Consider the following 17,937-nt stretch of genomic DNA (forward strand, 5'->3'; position numbering starts at 1 on the left):
TCACCATGCAGACCCTTTTCGCCCCGGCCATTGCTTTGCTCAACCGTCTTGGTTACACGAAAAAGTTCACGGTCATGGGGGTGCTGGCACTGGTCGCGATCACGATCCTGGCGGAAAACCTCTACCGCTCCGAGCAGCGGGTAATCGACCGTGCACGGCGCGAACTGGCCAGTCTCGAAATGATCAAGCCGATTGCCACTCTGGTGCAGCAGCTGCAGGTCCATCGTGGGCTCTCGTCGGGCGTTCTCAATGGTGACGAGAGGATGGAGTACCGGCGCGCCGCCAGGGAGAAGGAAGCCACGGAAGCGCTGCAAGCCGTTGCCGCGAGCCTGCCGCCGCCGCTGGCCGCGGCTGATCCGTGGCAGACGCTTGTCGCCGCGTGGGCGACGATCCAGAAGGAAGGCCTCAAGCTGCCGGTGCGCGAGAACTTCGCGACGCATACCGCGTTGATCAAAGAGCTCGCCCGTTTCCTGCGCCTCATCGCCGATCAGAATTCCCTGACCAACGACCCCGACATCGATTCGAGCTACCTCATCGATACGCTGATCGACGAACTGCCGCTGGCGCTGGAGAGCATGGGGCAGTTGCGCGCCATCGGCACCGGTGCGCTGACGCGGAAGGAAGCGCTGGCCATGGCGCAGCAGGTTGAACTGGCGGCGGCGTTGGCCGGGCTCAATGCGGCGGTCACCGGCCTGCGGCAAAACCTCGACAAGACCGCGCACTACAATCCTGGCCTGCGGCCGGCGCTGGAAGCGGCGAGCAATGACATGGGCACGGCGGCTGAACAGTTCACCACCATGGTGAACGACGATATCCTTGCCGAGCGCTACCAGATGCTGCCGGCGGTCTACTTCGCGGTGACCACCCGGGTGATCGAGAAGGGCTACAAGGACATGTTCGAGATCCTCTTCCCGACCCTCGAACAGCTGCTGCAGCAACGCGTCGAACGGGCGCAGCGGGAACTGGGCCTGAGTATTGCCGTCGTCGTTCTCATCCTGCTGATCTACGCCTATGTGTCGATCGGTCTCTATTTTGCGACCATCGGCAGCATCAAGCGCCTGGCAGCCAACGCGCGGACGATTGCCACCGGCGACCTTGGCGTTACCGTTGATCTCGGCACCCGTGACGAACTCAAACTCGTCGGCGACAGCCTGAACGAAATGACGCAGGGTTTTCGCACGCTGATTCACAAGGTCCAGCGCAGCGCCGGGGAAGTGCTCGCGGCGACCAAGACACTTGCCGCATCGGCGGGGAGTATCACCAGCAGCAGTACGCAGCAGAGCGATGCCGCTTCGGCGATGGCGGCGGCGGTGGAGGAAATGACGGCAGGTATCGAAAGCCTCTCGCGCAGTGCCGACGACGCCAACCGGCTGGCCGGCCGCGCCGACGAACTGTCGTCCGATGGCGGCCGCGTCGTCGGCGAGGTGGTACAGGAGATCGAGCGCATCGCCGAGGTGGTGAACCACGCCGCGTCGGTGATCGCCGAATTGGGTGGGCGCTCGGAGAAAATCTCGGCGATCGTCAATGTGATCAAGGAAATTGCCGATCAGACCAACCTGCTGGCGCTGAACGCAGCGATCGAGGCGGCGCGTGCGGGTGAGTCGGGTCGCGGCTTCGCAGTGGTCGCCGACGAGGTGCGCAAGCTCGCCGAACGTACGACGCGCTCGACGCAGGAGATCTCGAGCATGATTGCCGCCATTCAGGAGGGTTCGCGCGATGCCGTGAGCAGCATGCAGCTCGGCGTCAGCCGCGTCAGCGCGGGCGTTGCCCTGGCCACGCAGGCGGGCGAGTCGATCGGCGAAATTGGCGGCAACGCCAGGAAGGTGGTGGACAGCGTGGCGCACATATCGAGCGCGCTGCGCGAACAGAGCGTCGCCAGCGCCGAGATTGCCCGCAACGTCGAGCGTGTCGCCCACATGGCCGAGGAAAACTGTGCCGCGGTGGCCGGAAATGCCGGCACTGCGGCGCAGCTCGAAAGCCTTTCCGAAGGGCTGGACGCCGAGGTTCGCCGTTTCAAGCTCGCCTGATTGCTCTTGCCGCGCCACGGCCGACACGCGGCGCGCACGCACCCCGCATTAACCCTCACGCGCACGCCAGGCACATCGCGATATCGTCGTCTTGCACTGGACGGCGGTATTGACGGTGGCCGGCGTCGCGCTCATGGGCATGGATCACGAAACGACGGCGTAGTCCTGGAGCAAGCGGCGGTGCGCTGCCCGAGCGCGGAAGAAATGCGCGTTGGCGCCCGGATTTCCGGTTTAATGCCGCATGCGCGCCAACATTCTTGCCTTCGCCATGGGGGTCGGGTTTCTCCAGACTCGGGGAAGCCTGCCGCCTTCTGCGCTGGTCGTGGCGACGCTTCTTGGCGCATCTGCCTGGCTGCTTTGGGCGGGCTCGCGTCGACAGCCGGCGCCGCTCGTCTGGCGTGCCCTCTCCCTGCTGGCCTGCGCTCTGCTGGGCGTGGCATGGGCGGCGCTGCTTGCCGGGCAGCGCTTGCACGAGCGCCTGCCGACGGAATGGGAAAGCCGTGATCTGCAACTCGTCGGGGTGGTCGCCGGCTTGCCGCAGGGCTTCGAGAACGGCGAGCGCTTCGCCTTCGTCGTCGAGGCGGTCGAACCGCCACAGGCGCGTGTGCCGCGGCGGATCATGCTCTCCTGGTACCACGGCCAGCGCGCCGACGAGGGGCACGAAGCGCAGAGCACGGCGCTCGCCGCAGCGCCTACCATCCGCCCCGGCGAGCGCTGGCGGTTGACCGTTCGCCTGAAACGGCCGCACGGCAACGCCAACCCGCACGGTTTCGACTACGAGGCCTGGCTTTTCGAGCGTGGACTGAGGGCGACCGGCTACGTGCGCCCGAAAGCCGTGGCGCAACGGCTCGACGACTTCGTTCTCCGGCCTGGTTACGCGATCGAGCGCTTGCGCGAGCACATTCGCGGTTCGTTCCGCGCCGCCTTGCCGCAGGCGCCGTACGTGGGGATTCTCGCCGCGCTGGCCATCGGCGACCAGCAGGCGATTTCGCCCGAGCAGTGGCGCGTCTTCCGGCAGACCGGCGTCACCCACCTGATGTCTATTTCAGGTCTTCACGTGACCATGGTCGCCGCGCTTTTTGCCGCGCTGGTCGGCTGGCTGTGGCGGCGTAGCGAGCGCTTGATGTTGCTGCTGCCGGCGCCGAAAGCGGCGATCGCCGCCGGCTGGCTGGCCGCTTTCGGCTACGCCCTGCTCGCCGGTTTCGCCGTGCCGACACAGCGCACGCTCTACATGTTGAGCGTCGTCGCGCTGGCGCTGTGGTCGGGGCGCAACCTCGGCGCCAGCCGCAGCCTCCTGCTGGCGCTGTTGCTGGTCCTGCTGCTCGATCCCTGGGCCGTTCTTTCGCCAGGTTTCTGGCTCTCGTTCGCCGCCGTCGGCGTGCTCTTCTTCGTTGGCACGGCACGGGTCGGCGAGCGGCGCGGCTGGCGCGCGACGCTTGCCCACTGGGGGACGACGCAGTGGGCGGTGACCGTCGGGACGCTGCCCTTGCTGCTGCTCCTGTTCCAGCAGTTTTCGCTGGTCTCGCCGCTGGCCAACGCGCTGGCGATTCCTGTGGTGAGCTTTCTGGTCACGCCGCTGGCCCTGCTCTTCGCGCTGACTTCCTGGCCACCGCTGCTGCAGCTCGATCACTGGCTATTGTCCTTTCTGATGGTGTTTCTCGAATGGCTCGCGCGCTGGCCCTTGTGGCAACAGCCGGCACCACCGCTGGCGGCGACGCTGCTGGCCTTGCTCGGGGTCTTGTGCCTGCTGCTGCCACGTGGTTTTCCGGCGCGCTGGACGGGGCTCTGCCTGCTGCTGCCGGCGCTGTTCTGGCCGGCCCCACGACCGGTGGCCGGCGACGCCTGGGTCGATGTGCTCGACGTCGGGCAGGGGCTGGCGGTGGTCGTACGCACCGCCGGGCACACGCTGCTCTACGACACCGGGCCACTGTACAGCGCCGAGTCGGACGCCGGGCAGCGCATCGTCGTCCCCTACCTGCGCGCCACCGGTGTCGACCGCCTCGACACGCTGATCGTCACCCATCGCGACAAGGATCATTCGGGTGGCCTGGTGGCGATCCGCGAAGCCTTGCCGATCGGCCGCCTGCTCAGCTCGCTGCCCGAACTGGAGGGTGAGCGCTGCATGGCCGGCCAGGCCTGGGAGTGGGATGGCGTGCGCTTCACGATGCTCCACCCCGACGCCACCGACTACCCGCGCAAGGGCGGCAAGACCAACAACATGAGCTGCGTGCTGCGCCTGGAAAACGCGTCGGGCAGCGTTCTCCTGACCTCGGACATCGAGGCCCGCGACGAGCAGCAACTCCTCGCGCGGGCGCCGGAACTGCTGCACAGCGACGTCCTGCTGGTACCGCATCACGGCAGTGGCACGTCGTCGACGCCGGCGTTCATTGCCGGCGTTGGCGCCCGCGAAGTGATCATTCCCGTGGGCTATCGCAACCGCTATCAGCATCCGCGCCCGGATGTCGTCGCGCGCTACGCCGGAAGTCGCGTCTGGCGTAGCGATGCCGATGGCGCGGTACGCGTCCAACTTGTCGGCAGGGTCGATCTTTCGTCTTACCGGAGCGACTATCGTCGTTATTGGCAAGGCCAGTGAGTGGCGGACAATCGCCAGTGAGCAGCACTGGCGCGAGTAGGGTCTTGCTGGCTACAATGTCCCATGTTTTCGACCTCGCGATTACTTGCCGTCAGCGGTTTGCCTTCCGTGCGCCGTGACTCCGTCAGATGACGGACGCTGCGCCTCGACGGTCAGTGCTGCTCGGATCCGCCTGGCAAAGCGCCAGGGTCGCTGGTGCGCGGACTGGCGGCGCGTTGGGCGCAGTGCTGTGCACGGTCCTCGTCGGACTTTTGCGCCTGCCGGGAATCGCGCTGTTTGCGGCCACTGCGCTGCACGCCGAGTCCCCTCCGTCGGCCTATGTCGAGAACCCGCTCCTCGAACCGCGTTTCGCTTCGGTCGGCGTCGGAATCATTCCGCGCTACGTCGTGCCGACGGTGGCTCAGGACCGGGCCGGCTTCCTGTGGATCGCCACGGGCGACGGCCTGGTGCGTTACGACGGCTACAGGTTCCGCGTCCAGGAACGCGACAGCCCGGACCCTGCCGCGCGTACCCTGGGATGGATCCGCGCGCTGCTGGGAGGCAGCGATGGCCGCCTGTGGATAGGCACCGAGTGGGACGGGCTGGCGGTCTATGAACCGCTGAGCGAGAGGGTCACTCCCTGCCTTGGCAACAGCGACCGCGACGGCAGCGTGAAGCCGACGATTCGTGCGCTGGCCGAGGACGGCGCCGGCGGCATCTGGGTGGGTAGCGAGGGGGGAGGGCTGGAGCACGTTGGCTCCGACTGTGCAAGTTCGGCCAACTACCGCCATTCGCAACAAGCCGGCAGCCTTCCCGACGATCGCGTGAGCGCGCTGCTGATTGACCGGCGAGGAACGCTATGGGTGGGCACCTGGTCCGGCTTGAGCCGCCGGCTCCCCGGCAGCGATCGCTTCGAGGCGGTATTTTCGAACCACGATCCCGGCGCTGGCGCCAATCTCGCCGGTCGCCTGGTTCAGGCCCTGTTCGAGGCGTCGGACGGGCGCCTCTGGGTAGGCACGCAGCAAGGCGAGTTGGCGATCATCGATCCCGTCAGCGGTGAGGGCCTGCTGCTCGAACAGGCAGCGGAAACGGCCGGCAGCAGCGCTGTGTCGAGTTTCGTCGAGGTGCCGGGTGGCCCACTGTGGGTTGGTCGCTCGTCGGGCATCGAAGTTCGCGACCCACGCGACGGCCGCTTCTTGCAGCGACTGCAACACGATCCCGCCGCCCCGCCGGTCTGTCCGGCAACGAAGTGACCAGCTTGCTGCTCGACCACTCCGGGGTAATCTGGGTGGCGGGCTTCGGCGTCGGTCTGCAGCGTCACGACAGCAACAATCGTAGCCTGTGGCTGCGCAGCGCCGATCTGCAAGCGAATAGCCCGTTTTCCTCGTCCGACGTGCGCAGCCTGCTGCAAATTGATAATGGCGAAATCTGGGTCGCCACACACCAGGGCGGGGTGACCGTGATGGACGTCCAGTTGCGCGCCATCGGAGCGTTGCAGGTACGCAGCGCCGGGGAAGCCGTGGCCACTTCGCCGGCGGCGAAGCAGGCGCCGCCCCCCTTTCGGGTGACGGCGATGGTCCAGGCGGGCGATGGCACGGTCTGGCTCGGCACGGATGCCGAGTTGTATCAGTTCGGCAGTGATGGCCATCGCCGGCAGCTGCGCCGCCTGCCGCACGCCGGTGGCCCGACGACGCGCTTGCTGGCCGGCCACGACGGGAGCTTGTGGGTCGGTACGATGGATGGGCTGTTTCGTCTGCGCCCCGGCGTCGAGCAAGTCGTTCGCGTTGCTCGTCAGGGTGGGCAGGTACTGTATGCGGAAATCTCCGCCATCGCCGAAGGACCTGACGGCGACCTATGGGTCGGCAGCAGCAAGGGCCTCTTTCGTGTCGCTGCGGGTGAGCGCGAGTTGCGCCGGGTCGAGGCGGAAGCGGGTGCCGAGCTGGCCAATCCCAGCGTCATCGGGCTGCTCTTCGATCGGCAACAGACCCTGTGGTTGGACACCGCGGTGACCGGGCTGCATCGCATGCGCAGCTGGGACGGCCAGCGCGCGAGTTTCGAGCGCATCAGTCAACGGCACGGCGTCGTCAGCCGCCCCTTCGGCGCCAATTTGATCAGCGATGCGCGCGGCCGCATCTGGACGCACATGTACGTCTATGATCCGGCGAGCGACCGCTTGCACGAACTGACCGCGGCTGATGGCGCAGACCTGGGCACCGGCTGGTTCTATTCGTACGCCAGGACGCACGATGGTCGCCTGCTCTTCGGCGGCAGCAGGGGAATCCTGGTCGTTCGGCCGGAGCGCTTTGACGCCTCGGTCTACGCGCCACCCTTGCTGGTCTCCGAGTTGAGCATCAACGGGCAGCGCGTGTCGGCCGGCGGAATTCTCGCCGGCCTCACGCTGGCGCCCGAGCAGCGCAGCTTCAGCCTGACGTTTTCGGCGCTCGACTACAGTGACCCGGGCCGCCTTCGCTATGCCTACCAGCTGCAGGGATTCGATCCCGACTGGATCGACAGCTCTGCCGATTCGCGGCTTGCCAGTTACAGCAATCTCGATCCCGGCGATTATGTCCTGCGCGTGCGGGCCAGCAACCGCAGCGGTGCCTGGAGTCCGCACGAGCTGGCGATCAAGGTGCGCGTCATGCCTGCCTGGTGGCAAAGCTGGTGGTTCCAGCTGCTGGTGCTCTCACTGCTGGTGGCGATGGTCAATGCGCTGGTCCGCTTGCGTACCCGCAGTCTGCGCTTGCGCCAGGGCGAACTGAAACGGATGGTGCGCGAGCGCACGGCCGAACTCGAGACGCTGGCCCTGGCGCTGCAGCGTGAATCGGCGGCACTGGAAGAGTCGAGCCTGACCGACCCCTTGACCGGCCTGCGCAACCGCCGCTTCCTGACCCAGCACATCGAAGCCGACGCCGCCCTGGCGGTGCGCGAGTACGAGAGCCACTTCAAGTACGGGGCAAAATTGCGCGAGGACGCCGGGTTGATATTCTTCCTCTTCGACATCGACGGCTTCAAGGAGGTCAACGACCGCTATGGTCACGCCGCGGGGGACGCGGTGATCAGGCAAGTGAGCGAGCGATTGCGCCGCGTCTTCCGCGACACCGACTACCTGGTTCGCTGGGGTGGCGAAGAATTCCTCGTCGTGGCGCGTTCGACGCCGCGCGCGCACGCGGCCGACCTTGCCGAGCGGGCGCGCGCCGCCGTGGCCGAACACCCTTTCGATCTCGGCGATGGCCGCTTCCTGTCCAGAACCTGCTCGGCCGGCTTTTGCTGCTTTCCTCTGTCAACGCAGCATGCCGCCGCTCTCGACTGGCCGGCGGCAGTCAATATTGCCGATGCGGCGCTCTACGCGGTGAAGGGCGCTGGCCGCAATGGCTGGCTGGGAGCGCTCAGCGCCGGTGGCGAATCGGCCGAAGCCCTGCTTGCCCAGTCGCGCAGGCCCCTGGCTGAATGGATGCGCTCGGGTGGCGTAACGCTGGTCGGCTCTGCTCCGCACGACGGCCTGGCCGAAGCCGGGTTCCATAACGCGGTGGCCGGCGAGCAAGTGCGTTCGGTATCGGCCTCGGTCGAAGCGTGAGCCCGGGATTCTCGCCAGCAGCCTGTTGATCGCGTCGTCCCGTTGCGGACGATGCAGGCGGACGATGCAGGCGGAAGTGCTTCAGGGGGTGGGCTGCCGAACGGGGGTACGGGTGTGCGCCGCAATGCCCTGCCGGCGTCGCAGGGGAAGGTCGTCAGCAGCCGAGATTGGCGTGCATCTGACGTCCAACCGTCACCGCCTGCATTTGCCACTGCTGACGGTACTGCCCGGCGTTGGCCTCGATCCACGCCAGCGCCCGGAATTCCCTTTCGTCGACCGGAAAGCGTTCTACATAGGCTTCGATCACGGCGTATTGCTGCTGGAGAAAGTCCGCCTCGGAAAAACGCGGTTGCGAGAAATTGCGCACAAGATCGCGAAAGAACTGCAGTGCGGTGTCATCTGAGATGTTCATCCTTATCACTCCTTGAGGAGAGTAGTGCTGGCCGCGGTGGTCCGGCTGATATCTCTGCAACGGCCTTCTTGAGACGTTCTTGAAGCCTTTCTGATTGATGACTTGTTCGAGGTGCCGCGTCCTTTATGTGACAAGCGACTTTAAGTGTCATGGCTAAGCTTCTGTAAGCTCGGTTTATTGTTTTCCACGCCAGGGGGGTGTTGTCAACAGGGATCGGGCGCTTGCACGGCTTTGTCGCGGTTAGTGGTGCAAAACTGACACACTCGCACGCTCTCGCTGGCCGGCGCGGGCGCAGACTGCGCCCGCGGGGCGCCCCCGCGGGAGTGGCCGAGAGTCACTCAAGTGACGTGGCGTGCGGGCTCCTTGGACCCGGGTTCGGGGCCTGTGCTAGAGTCTCGCCCTTTCCGTCCGGCCGACGCTTCCGCGTGGCGCGCAGGAGGCCAGCTGACGAGGCGGTAACAGGGGTAAATGCAGGCAGGTGCGGCCCGGTCGTTGGTCAGGATCGCCTGCTTTGGTGGCCGGCGCAGGCGGGGGTTTGCCGACCGATCGGCCGAAGGTTAAGGAAAATGGACTCTGTAGGGAGATTTGCCAGATGAGCGTCCGCGCTGACCTCTCACCTTGGCTGGCCGGAGCGCCGCCAGGACTCGTCGAACGCGAGGTGCGCTGCGCCTCGGCGGCCGGGCTGCATCGCATGGCCTATACCGAATGGGGCGAGCGCGACAATCCGAACGTGCTGGTCTGCGCCCATGGCCTGACCCGCAACGGGCGCGACTTCGACGAGCTGGCGCGGGTCATGTCTGCCGACTATCGCGTCATCTGCCCCGACGTCGTCGGGCGCGGACGCAGCGACTGGCTGCGCGACCCGTCGTACTACGTGTTTCCGCAGTACGTGGCGGACCTGATGGTGCTGCTTGCCCGCCTCGACGTCGACCGCGTACATTGGTTGGGCACCTCGATGGGTGGCTTGATCGGCATGTGGATTGCCAGCCAGGACGATTCGCCGATTTCCCGTCTGGTGCTCAACGATGTCGGTCCGCTGATCCCGGTGGCTTCCCTGCACCTGATTGGCGAATACGTCGGTCGGGCGCCGAGGTTCGCGACCTACGACGACGCCGAAAAGTATGTGCGCCTGGTCAGCGAGCCCTTTGGCCACTTGACCGACGCGCAGTGGCGGCATCTCACCGAGTGTAGTCTGCAGCGGGCGGACGATGGGTGCCTCGAGATGCGCTACGACCCGGCCATCGGTGACCCGTTTCGGCGCCAGTTGAGTGCCGGAGACGTCGACCTGTGGCCGATTTACGACGCCATTCGCTGCCCGACGCTGGTCGTTCGCGGTGCCGACTCGGCTGTGCTGACGCGCGCCAGCCTGCTTGAAATGGCCAACCGTGGGCCGCGCCCGCAGACCGTCGAGATTCCCGGCGTCGGACACGCGCCGATGTTTCTCGACGATGTGCAGATCGGCGTCGTGCGCGATTTCCTGCAGGTCGCCTGAGCCGTCTGAATCATGGCCTTGATCGGCGTCGGCGGTGCCTGATCAGCCGCCGATTACGCCGCACGCGACGCGCGCACCACCGCCGCCGAGTGGCGCCGGGTCGTCCGAGTGATTGTCGCCGCCGGCGTGCACCATCAGTGAACGGTTCTTGACGTCGGCGAGCTTGAGTCGTGGCGCCAGTACCGGGTTGCTGGCCGTGCCGTCGGCGGCAACGTAGAGCGCTGGCAGGTCGCCGAGGTGCCCGTCGCCCCAGGCTTCGGCGTGCCGATTCGTTCCCTGCGGATCGAGATGCCCACCCGCCGCCAGTGCGGCGATGGCCACGCCGTCCCTGTCGCCGGGGGTGCACGCCGGCTTGTCGTGCACATGGAAGCCATGCAGACCCGGCGTCAAGCCCTTGAGCGCGGGATAGAAAGCCAGGCCGTACGGGGTTTCAACGATGCGCACCGTTCCCACCGCGGAGCCGACACCCTGGCTGCTGGCCAGATTCAGGGTGACGGTGGTCTCTGCGGCGAAGGCGAGAGCAGGGCACAGCAAGCAGGCGACGATGCTAAGGGAAGTTTTCATGGGATTTTCCTTGGGTGGAAGAGCCGTTCACGCGGCTGGGCGAGTACCTGTCCGCCCGCCTTGTCGAGCGCGGTGCGCCGCCATTGGCGCGCAGGGACGCGAACAAGCCGCGCCGAGAGAGGCCGGCGGGACTGATCGTGCGGCCATGATAGCGACTTGCGGAAGCCGAGAGCAAGGCCGCCAGCGCTGCGCCGGGGGAACAATGGCGGGTACGCTCGGCGCAGGCACCCGATCGGGGGCAGGAAATGAGAGCGACGGGGGGCGGGCCCCTTGGCGGCAGCACTGGCGTGCGCAGCTGAACTTCAGCATCTCTTAAGCTTGTCCCCTCAGCATTGGCCGCCAGGCTTTCTTGTCGAGGTATTCCGGTGACACAAATTCAGCGCGCACTGCGGCGCTTCTACGTCGTCATGTTCGTCTTCCTGTGCCTGCTGCTGGTGCAGTACTGGCCGTTCATCGAGGCCTCCGAGGCGAGCGTTTTTCTCTTCGCTGCGCTCTCGTCTCTGGCCGACGCGGCGATTTTTCTGGCGCCGGTGGTGGTCATTGGCCTGCTGTTGGAACGTGTCTTTCGCCCTCGCGCTGGCCCATGTCCGCGCTGGAAAGCGATGCTGGTCTACGGGCCGGTCTGGTTGCTCAGCCTGCTCGTCGTCTTGCTGCTGTTCATCGACCTGCAGCTGTTCAAGCTTTACGAGTACCACATCAACGCCTTCGTCTGGAATCTGGTGACTACGCCAGGCGGGCTTGCCGCGCTCGGGGCGAGCGAGCAGACGATCCACACCTTGGTTGCGCTGGTCGTCGTCGCTGCGGCGGTGCTGGCGGTTCTGCTCGCTGCGCTGCACCGCTTCGCCGCGCGAGAGCCTGGTGGGCCGGGACGTTTCGCGCATCGTCGGGCAGCAAGCCTGACCGCCCTTCTGCTGGTGACGCTGTTCGTCACCGAAGGGGTCTATGCGTTCAGCGCGTACACCGGCAAGGAGTCGTATCTGCAGGCGGCGTCGGTGCTGCCGTTTCATCTCAATACCAGTGCCACGGCGTTGCTACGCCGACTCGGCGTGGCGCCGGCGGAAAAATCCAATACGCTGAAACTCGCCAAGGGAAAGGTCAGCTATCCGCTGCAGCCGATTACCACGACGGCCAAGGAGAGATACCCGAACATCATCTGGCTGACCGCTGAATCGTTTCGCTGGGACCTGTTCAATGCCGAGGTGACGCCGAATCTCTGGGCCTTCGCCAAGCAGTCGATGAGCTTCAAACATCATTACAGCGGCGGCAACCGAACGCGCATGGGCCTGTTCTCGATGTTCTACGGCTTGCACGCGCCCTATTGGTACAGTTTCCAGGAGCAGCGGGTGCGGCCGGTGTTGATCGACCTGCTGATCGACAAGGGCTATCTCTTCTCATTGCGCACGAGCCAGAGCTTCACCTATCCGGAGCTCAACGATACTGTTTTTGCCGACATGCCGGCGGGCACGCTGATGCAGGCGCTGAGCGACGGCGAGCCCTGGCGGCGCGATCAGCAGAACGTCGACAACATGCTCACCGAACTGGCGGGCGCCGACGGCGCCAGGCCGCGTTTCATGTTCATGTTCTTCGAGGCGACACACGCTCCTTACACCTTCCCGGAGTCGGCGGTCATCCGGCCCGACTATCTGCGCGAGGTGAATTACGCCAAGCTGGACTTGCTGACCAACGTCGATGCCATCCACCAGCGCTACATCAACGCGGCGCACTTCGTCGATGCCCAGGTCGGACGCCTCCTGGACTACCTGCAGGCCAACCATCAACTGGACAACACCGTCGTCCTGTTCACCGGTGACCACGGCGAAGAGTTTATGGAGAACGGCCATTGGGGACACGGGCACGGCAACTATTTTCCCGAAGAGCAGATCAGGGTGCCGTTGGTGCTGCACCTTCCCGGTTACCCGGCGAAGAGCTATGAACACGTCACCTCGCACCTGCAGATTCCGCTGACGCTGATGGACTACATGGGGGTCTCGACTCCGGCGCAGGCGTATACCCTGGCCGGCGACCTCTTCCACAGCGAAGACTTCCTGGTCCTTGGCAACTACAACTACATGGGGATAAAGAACGGCGACAGCAAGCTCGTCTTTCCCTTCACGGGCAGCGAGTTCTTCCGCTACGATATCTATGATCGGCAGGACAAGAGGCTGCCCAGAGATCAGCGCCAGCCGGTGATCGACGCCAATGGCGCCGTGCTCAAGCGGGTCATTGCCGAGAGTCGTCGCTTCGTGCAGTAAGTAAGCCATCGACAGCGGTGGACGCCCATTGCCCGGCCAAACCAGGCCGCAGCGAGGCGTTTGCTGCGAGGAGAGAAATGAAGGTTGCAGTGATGGGGGCCGGCGCCGTGGGCTGCTACTACGGCGGCATGCTGGCCCGGGCGGGACATGCGGTGGTCCTGATCGGCAGACCGCAGCACGTGGCCGCGGTCTGCCGCGATGGTCTGTTCATGCACACGCAGTCCTTCCAGGCGCAGGTGCCGATGCAGGCCAGCACCGACGCGGGCGCCGTACGCGGCGCGCAGCTGGTGCTGTGCTGCGTCAAATCGCCCGATACCGAGACCGCCGCCATGGCCATGGCCCCGCATCTCGACCCCGACGCTTGCCTGCTGAGCCTGCAGAACGGCGTAGACAACGCCGAGCGCTGGCAAGCCGTGCTGCGCCGGGAAGTCGCCCCGGCGGTGGTCTACGTGGCCACCGAAATGGCCGGGCCTGGCTTTGTCAAGCACCATGGGCGAGGAGAGCTGGTCATCGGACCGTCGTCATGCAGCGACGAGCTGCTCGCGCTGTTCGCCGCTGCCGCGATTCCGGTCACCATTTCCGACAACGTGGCCGGGGCGCTATGGGCCAAGCTGATCGTCAATTGCGTCTACAACGCCGTGTCGGCAATTACGCAACTACCCTACGGTCATCTGGTGCAAGGGGACGGTGTGCCGGGCGTGATGCGTGACGTGATGGCGGAGTGCCTCGCCGTTGCGCAGGCGGCAGGGGTCGTGGTTGCCGGTGACATGTGGCAGGCCGTGCAGCAGATCGCGCACACCATGCCCGGCCAGCTTTCGTCAACGGCGCAGGACCTGGCGCGCCACAAGCCGAGCGAGATTGATCATCTCAACGGTTATGTGCTGCGCAAAGGCGAGGCCCTTGCTGTCCCGACGCCGGTCAACCGGGTCCTCTACGCTCTCGTCAAGCTGCTCGAATCACGCTAGTCGATGCTTCCGGGCCGCACTGGCCGCAGGGCATGCTGGCGCACGCCTACTGCAGGGCACTCGCCGGGCGCATGCGGGCCGCCGGGTCCTGGCGGTAGAACGCCGCGAGCTGTTCGTAGAAAGCCGGATATTGCGCGCGCAAGGCGTCCGGCGTCTCGAAAAACGCTTCACTCATGACGGCAAAAAACTCGCTCGGATTCTCTGCCGCGTAGGGGTCGAAAAGGGTGTCCCGGGCGCTGCCCTCCGCTTCGTCGACCTGCGTGCAGAAGTCTTCGTAACTGGCGAGCAGCGCCTGTTGCCAGTCGGCTCGCGACATCTCCGCCGGAAGCGCCGGGACACCGTTGGCTTCGCCGCTGAGCATGTCCAGCTTGTGCGCGAACTCGTGAATGACCACGTTGTAGCCGGCGCCGGCCATTTGCGCGTCGCGCCAGGAGATAAGCAGTGGTCCACCTTCCCAGGCCTCGCCCGAGGCCAGCTCCTGGTATTCGTGGACGACGCCGAATTCATCCTCGACGCTGCGCGGGATGACGAATTCATCGGGATAAACGACCATGCCGATCCACCCGCGGTAATAGTCGAGGCCGAGTTCGAGGATCGGCAGGCAGCCCTGGGCAGCAATCGAGACGCAGATTTCGTCGCTGAGTTGCAGACCGCCGGCGACGGTGAACTCCTTTTCGGCCAGAAATTCCTGGGCCAATGCGCGCAGCCGGCGCTGCTCGTCGACGTCGAGGGCGGCGAGAAAAGGCAGGGTCGAAACAATTCCCTGCCACAGGGGGTCTGGGATCTCTGCGGTTGCCGGTTGTCTTCGGAACCAGCCGATGAGCTTGCCGATCACGACGCCTTCGCCGTTCCCGGTGCGGCGGTGGTCAGGTAGATTCCGCCGAAGATCAGCGCAATGCCGAGGTAGTGGTAGGGGCGGGGTATTTCGGCGAGGAAAATTGCCGCCAGGAGCGTGCCGAAGACCGGCATCAGGTGGATGAACAGGCTGGCCTTGCTGGCGCCGACTTCGCCGACTGCGCGGTTGTAGAAGACGTAACCAAGAAAACCCGGGAAGACGCCCGTGTAGGCGATGCCGGCCAGCGAGCTGGCCGAGAGGTGAATCGTCTTCCCCTGCGAAATCTCCCAGGCGTAAGCCGGGGCGAGGGCGAGCAGGCCGACGACGATGAATGCGGCGAGGAGCAGCATCGGGTCGACGCCGACTGGCCGCCATTGCAGTCCGATGGTGTACAGCGCCCAGGCGAATACAGCCGCCAGCATCCACAGGTCACCGATATTGAGGCTGAGATGGGCCAGTGTCTGCACGTCGCCACGGCAGACAATGATCGTCACGCCGAGCAGCGAGAGCAGCACGCCAAGCCCCTCGATCCTCCGCAGCCGCTTCTTGAGAAAGGCCCATGAGAGGGCGATGGTGGCGATCGGGATGAACGAGTTGAGCAATACGGCGTTGGTCGCCGCCGTGTAGTTCAGGGCGGTGTAAGCCAGTGTGTTGTAGACGCCGACGCCGAGCAGTCCGAGGACGACGACCGCCTTCCAGCTGCCGCGCAGCAGCGGCCATTGCGTGCGTAGATGCGGCAGGGCGAGGGGCAGGACCAGCGCCAGCGCAATTGCCCAGCGCCAGAAGGAGAGCGACAGCGGCGGCACCTGGTCGCGGATGGCGCGGCCAAGGACCATGTTGCCGGACCAGAACAATACGGTCAGCACGAGCAGCAGATAGGGGTGTTGCAGGCGGGCGAACATCGGCGGCTGGGGGGCAGCGGGCGGCAAACGCGCATTATGCCTGATGCGCGAGCGAGTCCATTATAATTGCCTTATGGTTTCAGTTACCCACTCGGTCGCCGCCCAAAGCGACTTCGAACACTCCCTGCAATCCCTGGTCGACGGTCTGCCGATGGCTGACTCCGAGCGTATTCGACGCGCGGTGGAATCTGCCCGGGCGCACTATGGCGATCGCCAGCTGGGTAGTGGCGAAGCTGTCTGGGGTCATGCCCTGGGTATGGCTCTGATCGTCGCCGGGCTCAAGCTGGACGTTGATTCGCGGCTGGCGGCGCTGCTTTTCGCGCTGCCTGCGCAGCAGGAGCATGGCCTGGCGCTGATCGAGAAGGAGTTCGGGCGCAGCGTTGCGCACCTGGTCGATGGCATATCGCGGCTCAACCGGGTGCGACCGATCACCCGCGGCTTCGTCGCGCAGTCGTCCGAAAGCGACGACAAGAGGCCGCAGGAGGTGAAGGCGCAGATCGAGGTGCTGCGCAAGATGCTGCTGGCGATGGTCGAGGATATTCGCGTCGTTCTGTTGCGCCTGGCCTCGCGCACACAGACCCTGCGCTACTACGCCGTCGAGCCCGATCCGCTGCGCGCCGCGGTGGCGCGCGAGACGCTGGAACTCTATTCGCCGCTGGCCAACCGGCTCGGTGTCTGGGAGCTGAAGTGGGAGCTCGAGGACCTGTCGTTCCGCTTCATGCATCCGGCGATCTACAAGGATATTGCGCAACATCTCGACGAGAAGCGAACCGAGCGCGAACAGTTCATTGTCGACGCCGTCGCTCGCCTGCAGCGCGAGTTGGCCGACGCCGGCGTTGGCGATGCCGAGGTCTATGGCCGGCCAAAGCACATCTTCAGTATCTGGAACAAGATGCGCAAGAAGGACGTCGCCTTCTCCGAAGTCTACGACGTGCGCGCCTTGCGCGTCATCGTCACTGACGTCAAGGACTGCTACACGGCGCTGGGCATCGTGCACCACATCTGGTCGCCGATCGCCAGCGAGTTCGACGACTACATCGCTCACCCGAAAGGCAACGACTATCGCTCCCTGCACACGGCCGTGCATTGCCCGGACGGGCGAGCGCTCGAAGTGCAGATCCGGACCCGGGAGATGCACAATCACGCCGAGTTGGGGGTCGCCGCACACTGGCGCTACAAGGAAGGTAGCAAGGCAACGCCGGAAGATCGCTACGACGAGAAGATCGCCTGGCTGCGTCAGCTGCTCACCTGGCGGGACGAGGCGGTCGATTCGTCGGACTGGGTGCGGCACTACAAGAAGGCTGCGTTCGACGAGACGATCTACATCCTGACGCCGCAGGGGCGCGTCGTGGACCTGCCGCGGGGCGCGACGCCGGTCGACTTCGCCTACCGCGTGCACACCGACATCGGCCATCGCTGCCGCGGCGCCAAGGTCGACGGCGCGCTGGTCCCGCTCAATACGCAGCTGGCCACCGGGCAGCGTGTCGAGATCGTTCTTGCCAAGCACGGTGGCCCCTCGCGCGACTGGCTGAACGCCTCGCTCGGCTACCTGTTCACCCATCGTTCGCGGGCCAAGGTCAGGCAGTGGTTCGCCAGTCTGGCCCTGGAGGACATGCTCGGCGAGGGGCGGGCGGTAGTGACTCGCGAGCTGCAGCGCATGGGGCAGTCGGGCATCAGCCTCGACGAACTCTCCGACCGCCTGGGCTTTGCCCGCCCCGACGACCTGTTCATTGCCGTTGCCCGCGCCAAGCTCAACCTGCGCCAGCTGCAGCTGGCGGTGCGTGGCGGCGATGCGCCGCCCGACGAAGAGGATCGCGTCGAGTTGGCGGTGTCCCGGCAGCGGCCGAGCGATGACGCCGAGAAGGGGATTCTGATCGTTGGCATGGATCGCTTGCTGACGCAGCTCGCGGGTTGCTGCAAGCCGGTACCGCCAGACCCCATCGTCGGTTTCGTCACGCGTGGCAAAGGGGTGTCGGTGCATCGCGCCGACTGCAGCAACTTCTCGAACATGCGCGCGATGAATGGCGAGCGGGTGATCGAAACGACCTGGGGGGCGGGCGAGGAAGGCATCTTCGCCGTCGATATCGTCATCGACGCCCACGATCGCCAGGGTCTGCTGCGCGACGTGTCCGACGTTCTCGCCCGCGAAAAGCTCAACGTGATCGCCGTCAATACGCAGTCTCGGCAAGGTAACGCGCTGATGCGCTTCACCGCCGAAGTCAGCAGCATCCCGCAGCTCAACCGTACCCTAAGCTTGCTGCACGGTGTCGAGGGCGTGGTTGGGGCGCGTCGCGCCTGAGTCGTGAGTCGTCGTGCCGGCCTGGCAGGTTTCCCAGGCCGGT

Annotated in this window: 12 protein-coding genes; 8 read left to right on the forward strand and 4 right to left on the reverse strand. The window is 65.6% G+C overall.

Annotated features, from left to right (window positions below; genetic code table 11):
- The first annotated feature begins 5 nt into the window (after positions 1–5).
- From QZ613_RS19690 to QZ613_RS19705, 4 genes are all read left to right on the forward strand, one after another.
- Positions 6–2,027, forward strand: coding sequence for a methyl-accepting chemotaxis protein (locus QZ613_RS19690; RefSeq protein ID WP_291983694.1), 2,022 nt, complete (start codon positions 6–8; stop codon positions 2,025–2,027).
- A 241-nt stretch (positions 2,028–2,268) separates the two neighbouring features.
- A complete protein-coding gene (locus tag QZ613_RS19695) occupies positions 2,269–4,620 on the forward strand; it encodes a DNA internalization-related competence protein ComEC/Rec2 (protein ID WP_043563030.1) in 2,352 nt (783 codons plus the stop codon).
- A 224-nt stretch (positions 4,621–4,844) separates the two neighbouring features.
- Entirely contained in the window at positions 4,845–5,852 is a 1,008-nt protein-coding gene (locus QZ613_RS19700) for a two-component regulator propeller domain-containing protein (protein ID WP_291983729.1), read from the forward strand.
- Positions 5,849–8,173, forward strand: coding sequence for a ligand-binding sensor domain-containing diguanylate cyclase (locus QZ613_RS19705; RefSeq protein ID WP_291983696.1), 2,325 nt, complete (start codon positions 5,849–5,851; stop codon positions 8,171–8,173). The genes QZ613_RS19700 and QZ613_RS19705 overlap by 4 nt, the downstream gene beginning before the upstream one ends.
- A gap of 154 nt (positions 8,174–8,327) precedes the next feature.
- Here the strand turns inward: QZ613_RS19705 and QZ613_RS19710 are convergent, their stop codons facing one another.
- Positions 8,328–8,585 carry a hypothetical protein gene (locus QZ613_RS19710; protein ID WP_043563035.1) on the reverse strand — a complete coding sequence of 86 codons (258 nt, stop codon included), beginning with the start codon at positions 8,583–8,585 and terminating at the stop codon, positions 8,328–8,330.
- Between the two features lie 592 nt (positions 8,586–9,177).
- Here QZ613_RS19710 and QZ613_RS19715 point away from each other — a divergent pair.
- Entirely contained in the window at positions 9,178–10,077 is a 900-nt protein-coding gene (locus QZ613_RS19715) for an alpha/beta hydrolase (RefSeq protein ID WP_043563037.1), read from the forward strand.
- Positions 10,078–10,119: 42 nt separating this feature from the next.
- Here QZ613_RS19715 and sodC read toward each other — a convergent pair whose 3' ends face one another.
- Positions 10,120–10,641, reverse strand: coding sequence for a superoxide dismutase family protein (gene sodC, locus QZ613_RS19720; RefSeq protein WP_043563039.1), 522 nt, complete (start codon positions 10,639–10,641; stop codon positions 10,120–10,122).
- 365 nt (positions 10,642–11,006) lie between these two features.
- Between sodC and QZ613_RS19725 the strand changes: the two genes are divergently transcribed.
- Positions 11,007–12,893 (forward strand): sulfatase-like hydrolase/transferase, encoded by a 1,887-nt coding sequence (locus QZ613_RS19725; protein ID WP_291864956.1) that lies wholly within the window; start codon positions 11,007–11,009, stop codon positions 12,891–12,893.
- A 77-nt stretch (positions 12,894–12,970) separates the two neighbouring features.
- Positions 12,971–13,858 (forward strand): 2-dehydropantoate 2-reductase, encoded by an 888-nt coding sequence (locus QZ613_RS19730; RefSeq protein WP_043563041.1) that lies wholly within the window; start codon positions 12,971–12,973, stop codon positions 13,856–13,858.
- Between the two features lie 46 nt (positions 13,859–13,904).
- Here the strand turns inward: QZ613_RS19730 and QZ613_RS19735 are convergent, their stop codons facing one another.
- Together QZ613_RS19735 and QZ613_RS19740 are read right to left on the reverse strand one after the other, a co-directional pair.
- Positions 13,905–14,693: a M90 family metallopeptidase gene (locus QZ613_RS19735; protein ID WP_291983698.1), complete on the reverse strand. Its 789-nt coding sequence runs from the start codon at positions 14,691–14,693 to the stop codon at positions 13,905–13,907.
- Positions 14,690–15,595 (reverse strand): DMT family transporter, encoded by a 906-nt coding sequence (locus QZ613_RS19740; RefSeq protein ID WP_043563045.1) that lies wholly within the window; start codon positions 15,593–15,595, stop codon positions 14,690–14,692. Before QZ613_RS19740 ends, QZ613_RS19735 begins: the two co-directional genes overlap by 4 nt.
- A 73-nt stretch (positions 15,596–15,668) precedes the next feature.
- On the opposite strand from QZ613_RS19740, the gene QZ613_RS19745 reads away from it, so the two are divergent.
- Positions 15,669–17,894, forward strand: a complete 2,226-nt coding sequence (locus QZ613_RS19745) for a bifunctional (p)ppGpp synthetase/guanosine-3',5'-bis(diphosphate) 3'-pyrophosphohydrolase (protein ID WP_043563047.1) — start codon at positions 15,669–15,671, stop codon at positions 17,892–17,894.
- Positions 17,895–17,937 lie beyond the last annotated feature (43 nt).

This window comes from Candidatus Accumulibacter sp. ACC005 (assembly GCF_907163215.1).
Lineage (GTDB): Bacteria > Pseudomonadota > Gammaproteobacteria > Burkholderiales > Rhodocyclaceae > Accumulibacter > Accumulibacter regalis.

Bases quoted from the DNA above. Each gene is read 5' to 3' on its own strand.
- QZ613_RS19690 (WP_291983694.1), top strand. From the start codon at position 6: ATGCAGACCCTTTTCGCCCCGGCCATTGCTTTGCTCAACCGTCTTGGT.
- QZ613_RS19695 (WP_043563030.1), top strand. From the start codon at position 2,269: ATGCGCGCCAACATTCTTGCCTTCGCCATGGGGGTCGGGTTTCTCCAG.
- QZ613_RS19710 (WP_043563035.1), bottom strand. From the start codon at position 8,585: ATGAACATCTCAGATGACACCGCACTGCAGTTCTTTCGCGATCTTGTG.
- QZ613_RS19715 (WP_043563037.1), top strand. From the start codon at position 9,178: ATGAGCGTCCGCGCTGACCTCTCACCTTGGCTGGCCGGAGCGCCGCCA.
- sodC (WP_043563039.1), bottom strand. From the start codon at position 10,641: ATGAAAACTTCCCTTAGCATCGTCGCCTGCTTGCTGTGCCCTGCTCTC.
- QZ613_RS19730 (WP_043563041.1), top strand. From the start codon at position 12,971: ATGAAGGTTGCAGTGATGGGGGCCGGCGCCGTGGGCTGCTACTACGGC.
- QZ613_RS19740 (WP_043563045.1), bottom strand. From the start codon at position 15,595: ATGTTCGCCCGCCTGCAACACCCCTATCTGCTGCTCGTGCTGACCGTA.
- QZ613_RS19745 (WP_043563047.1), top strand. From the start codon at position 15,669: ATGGTTTCAGTTACCCACTCGGTCGCCGCCCAAAGCGACTTCGAACAC.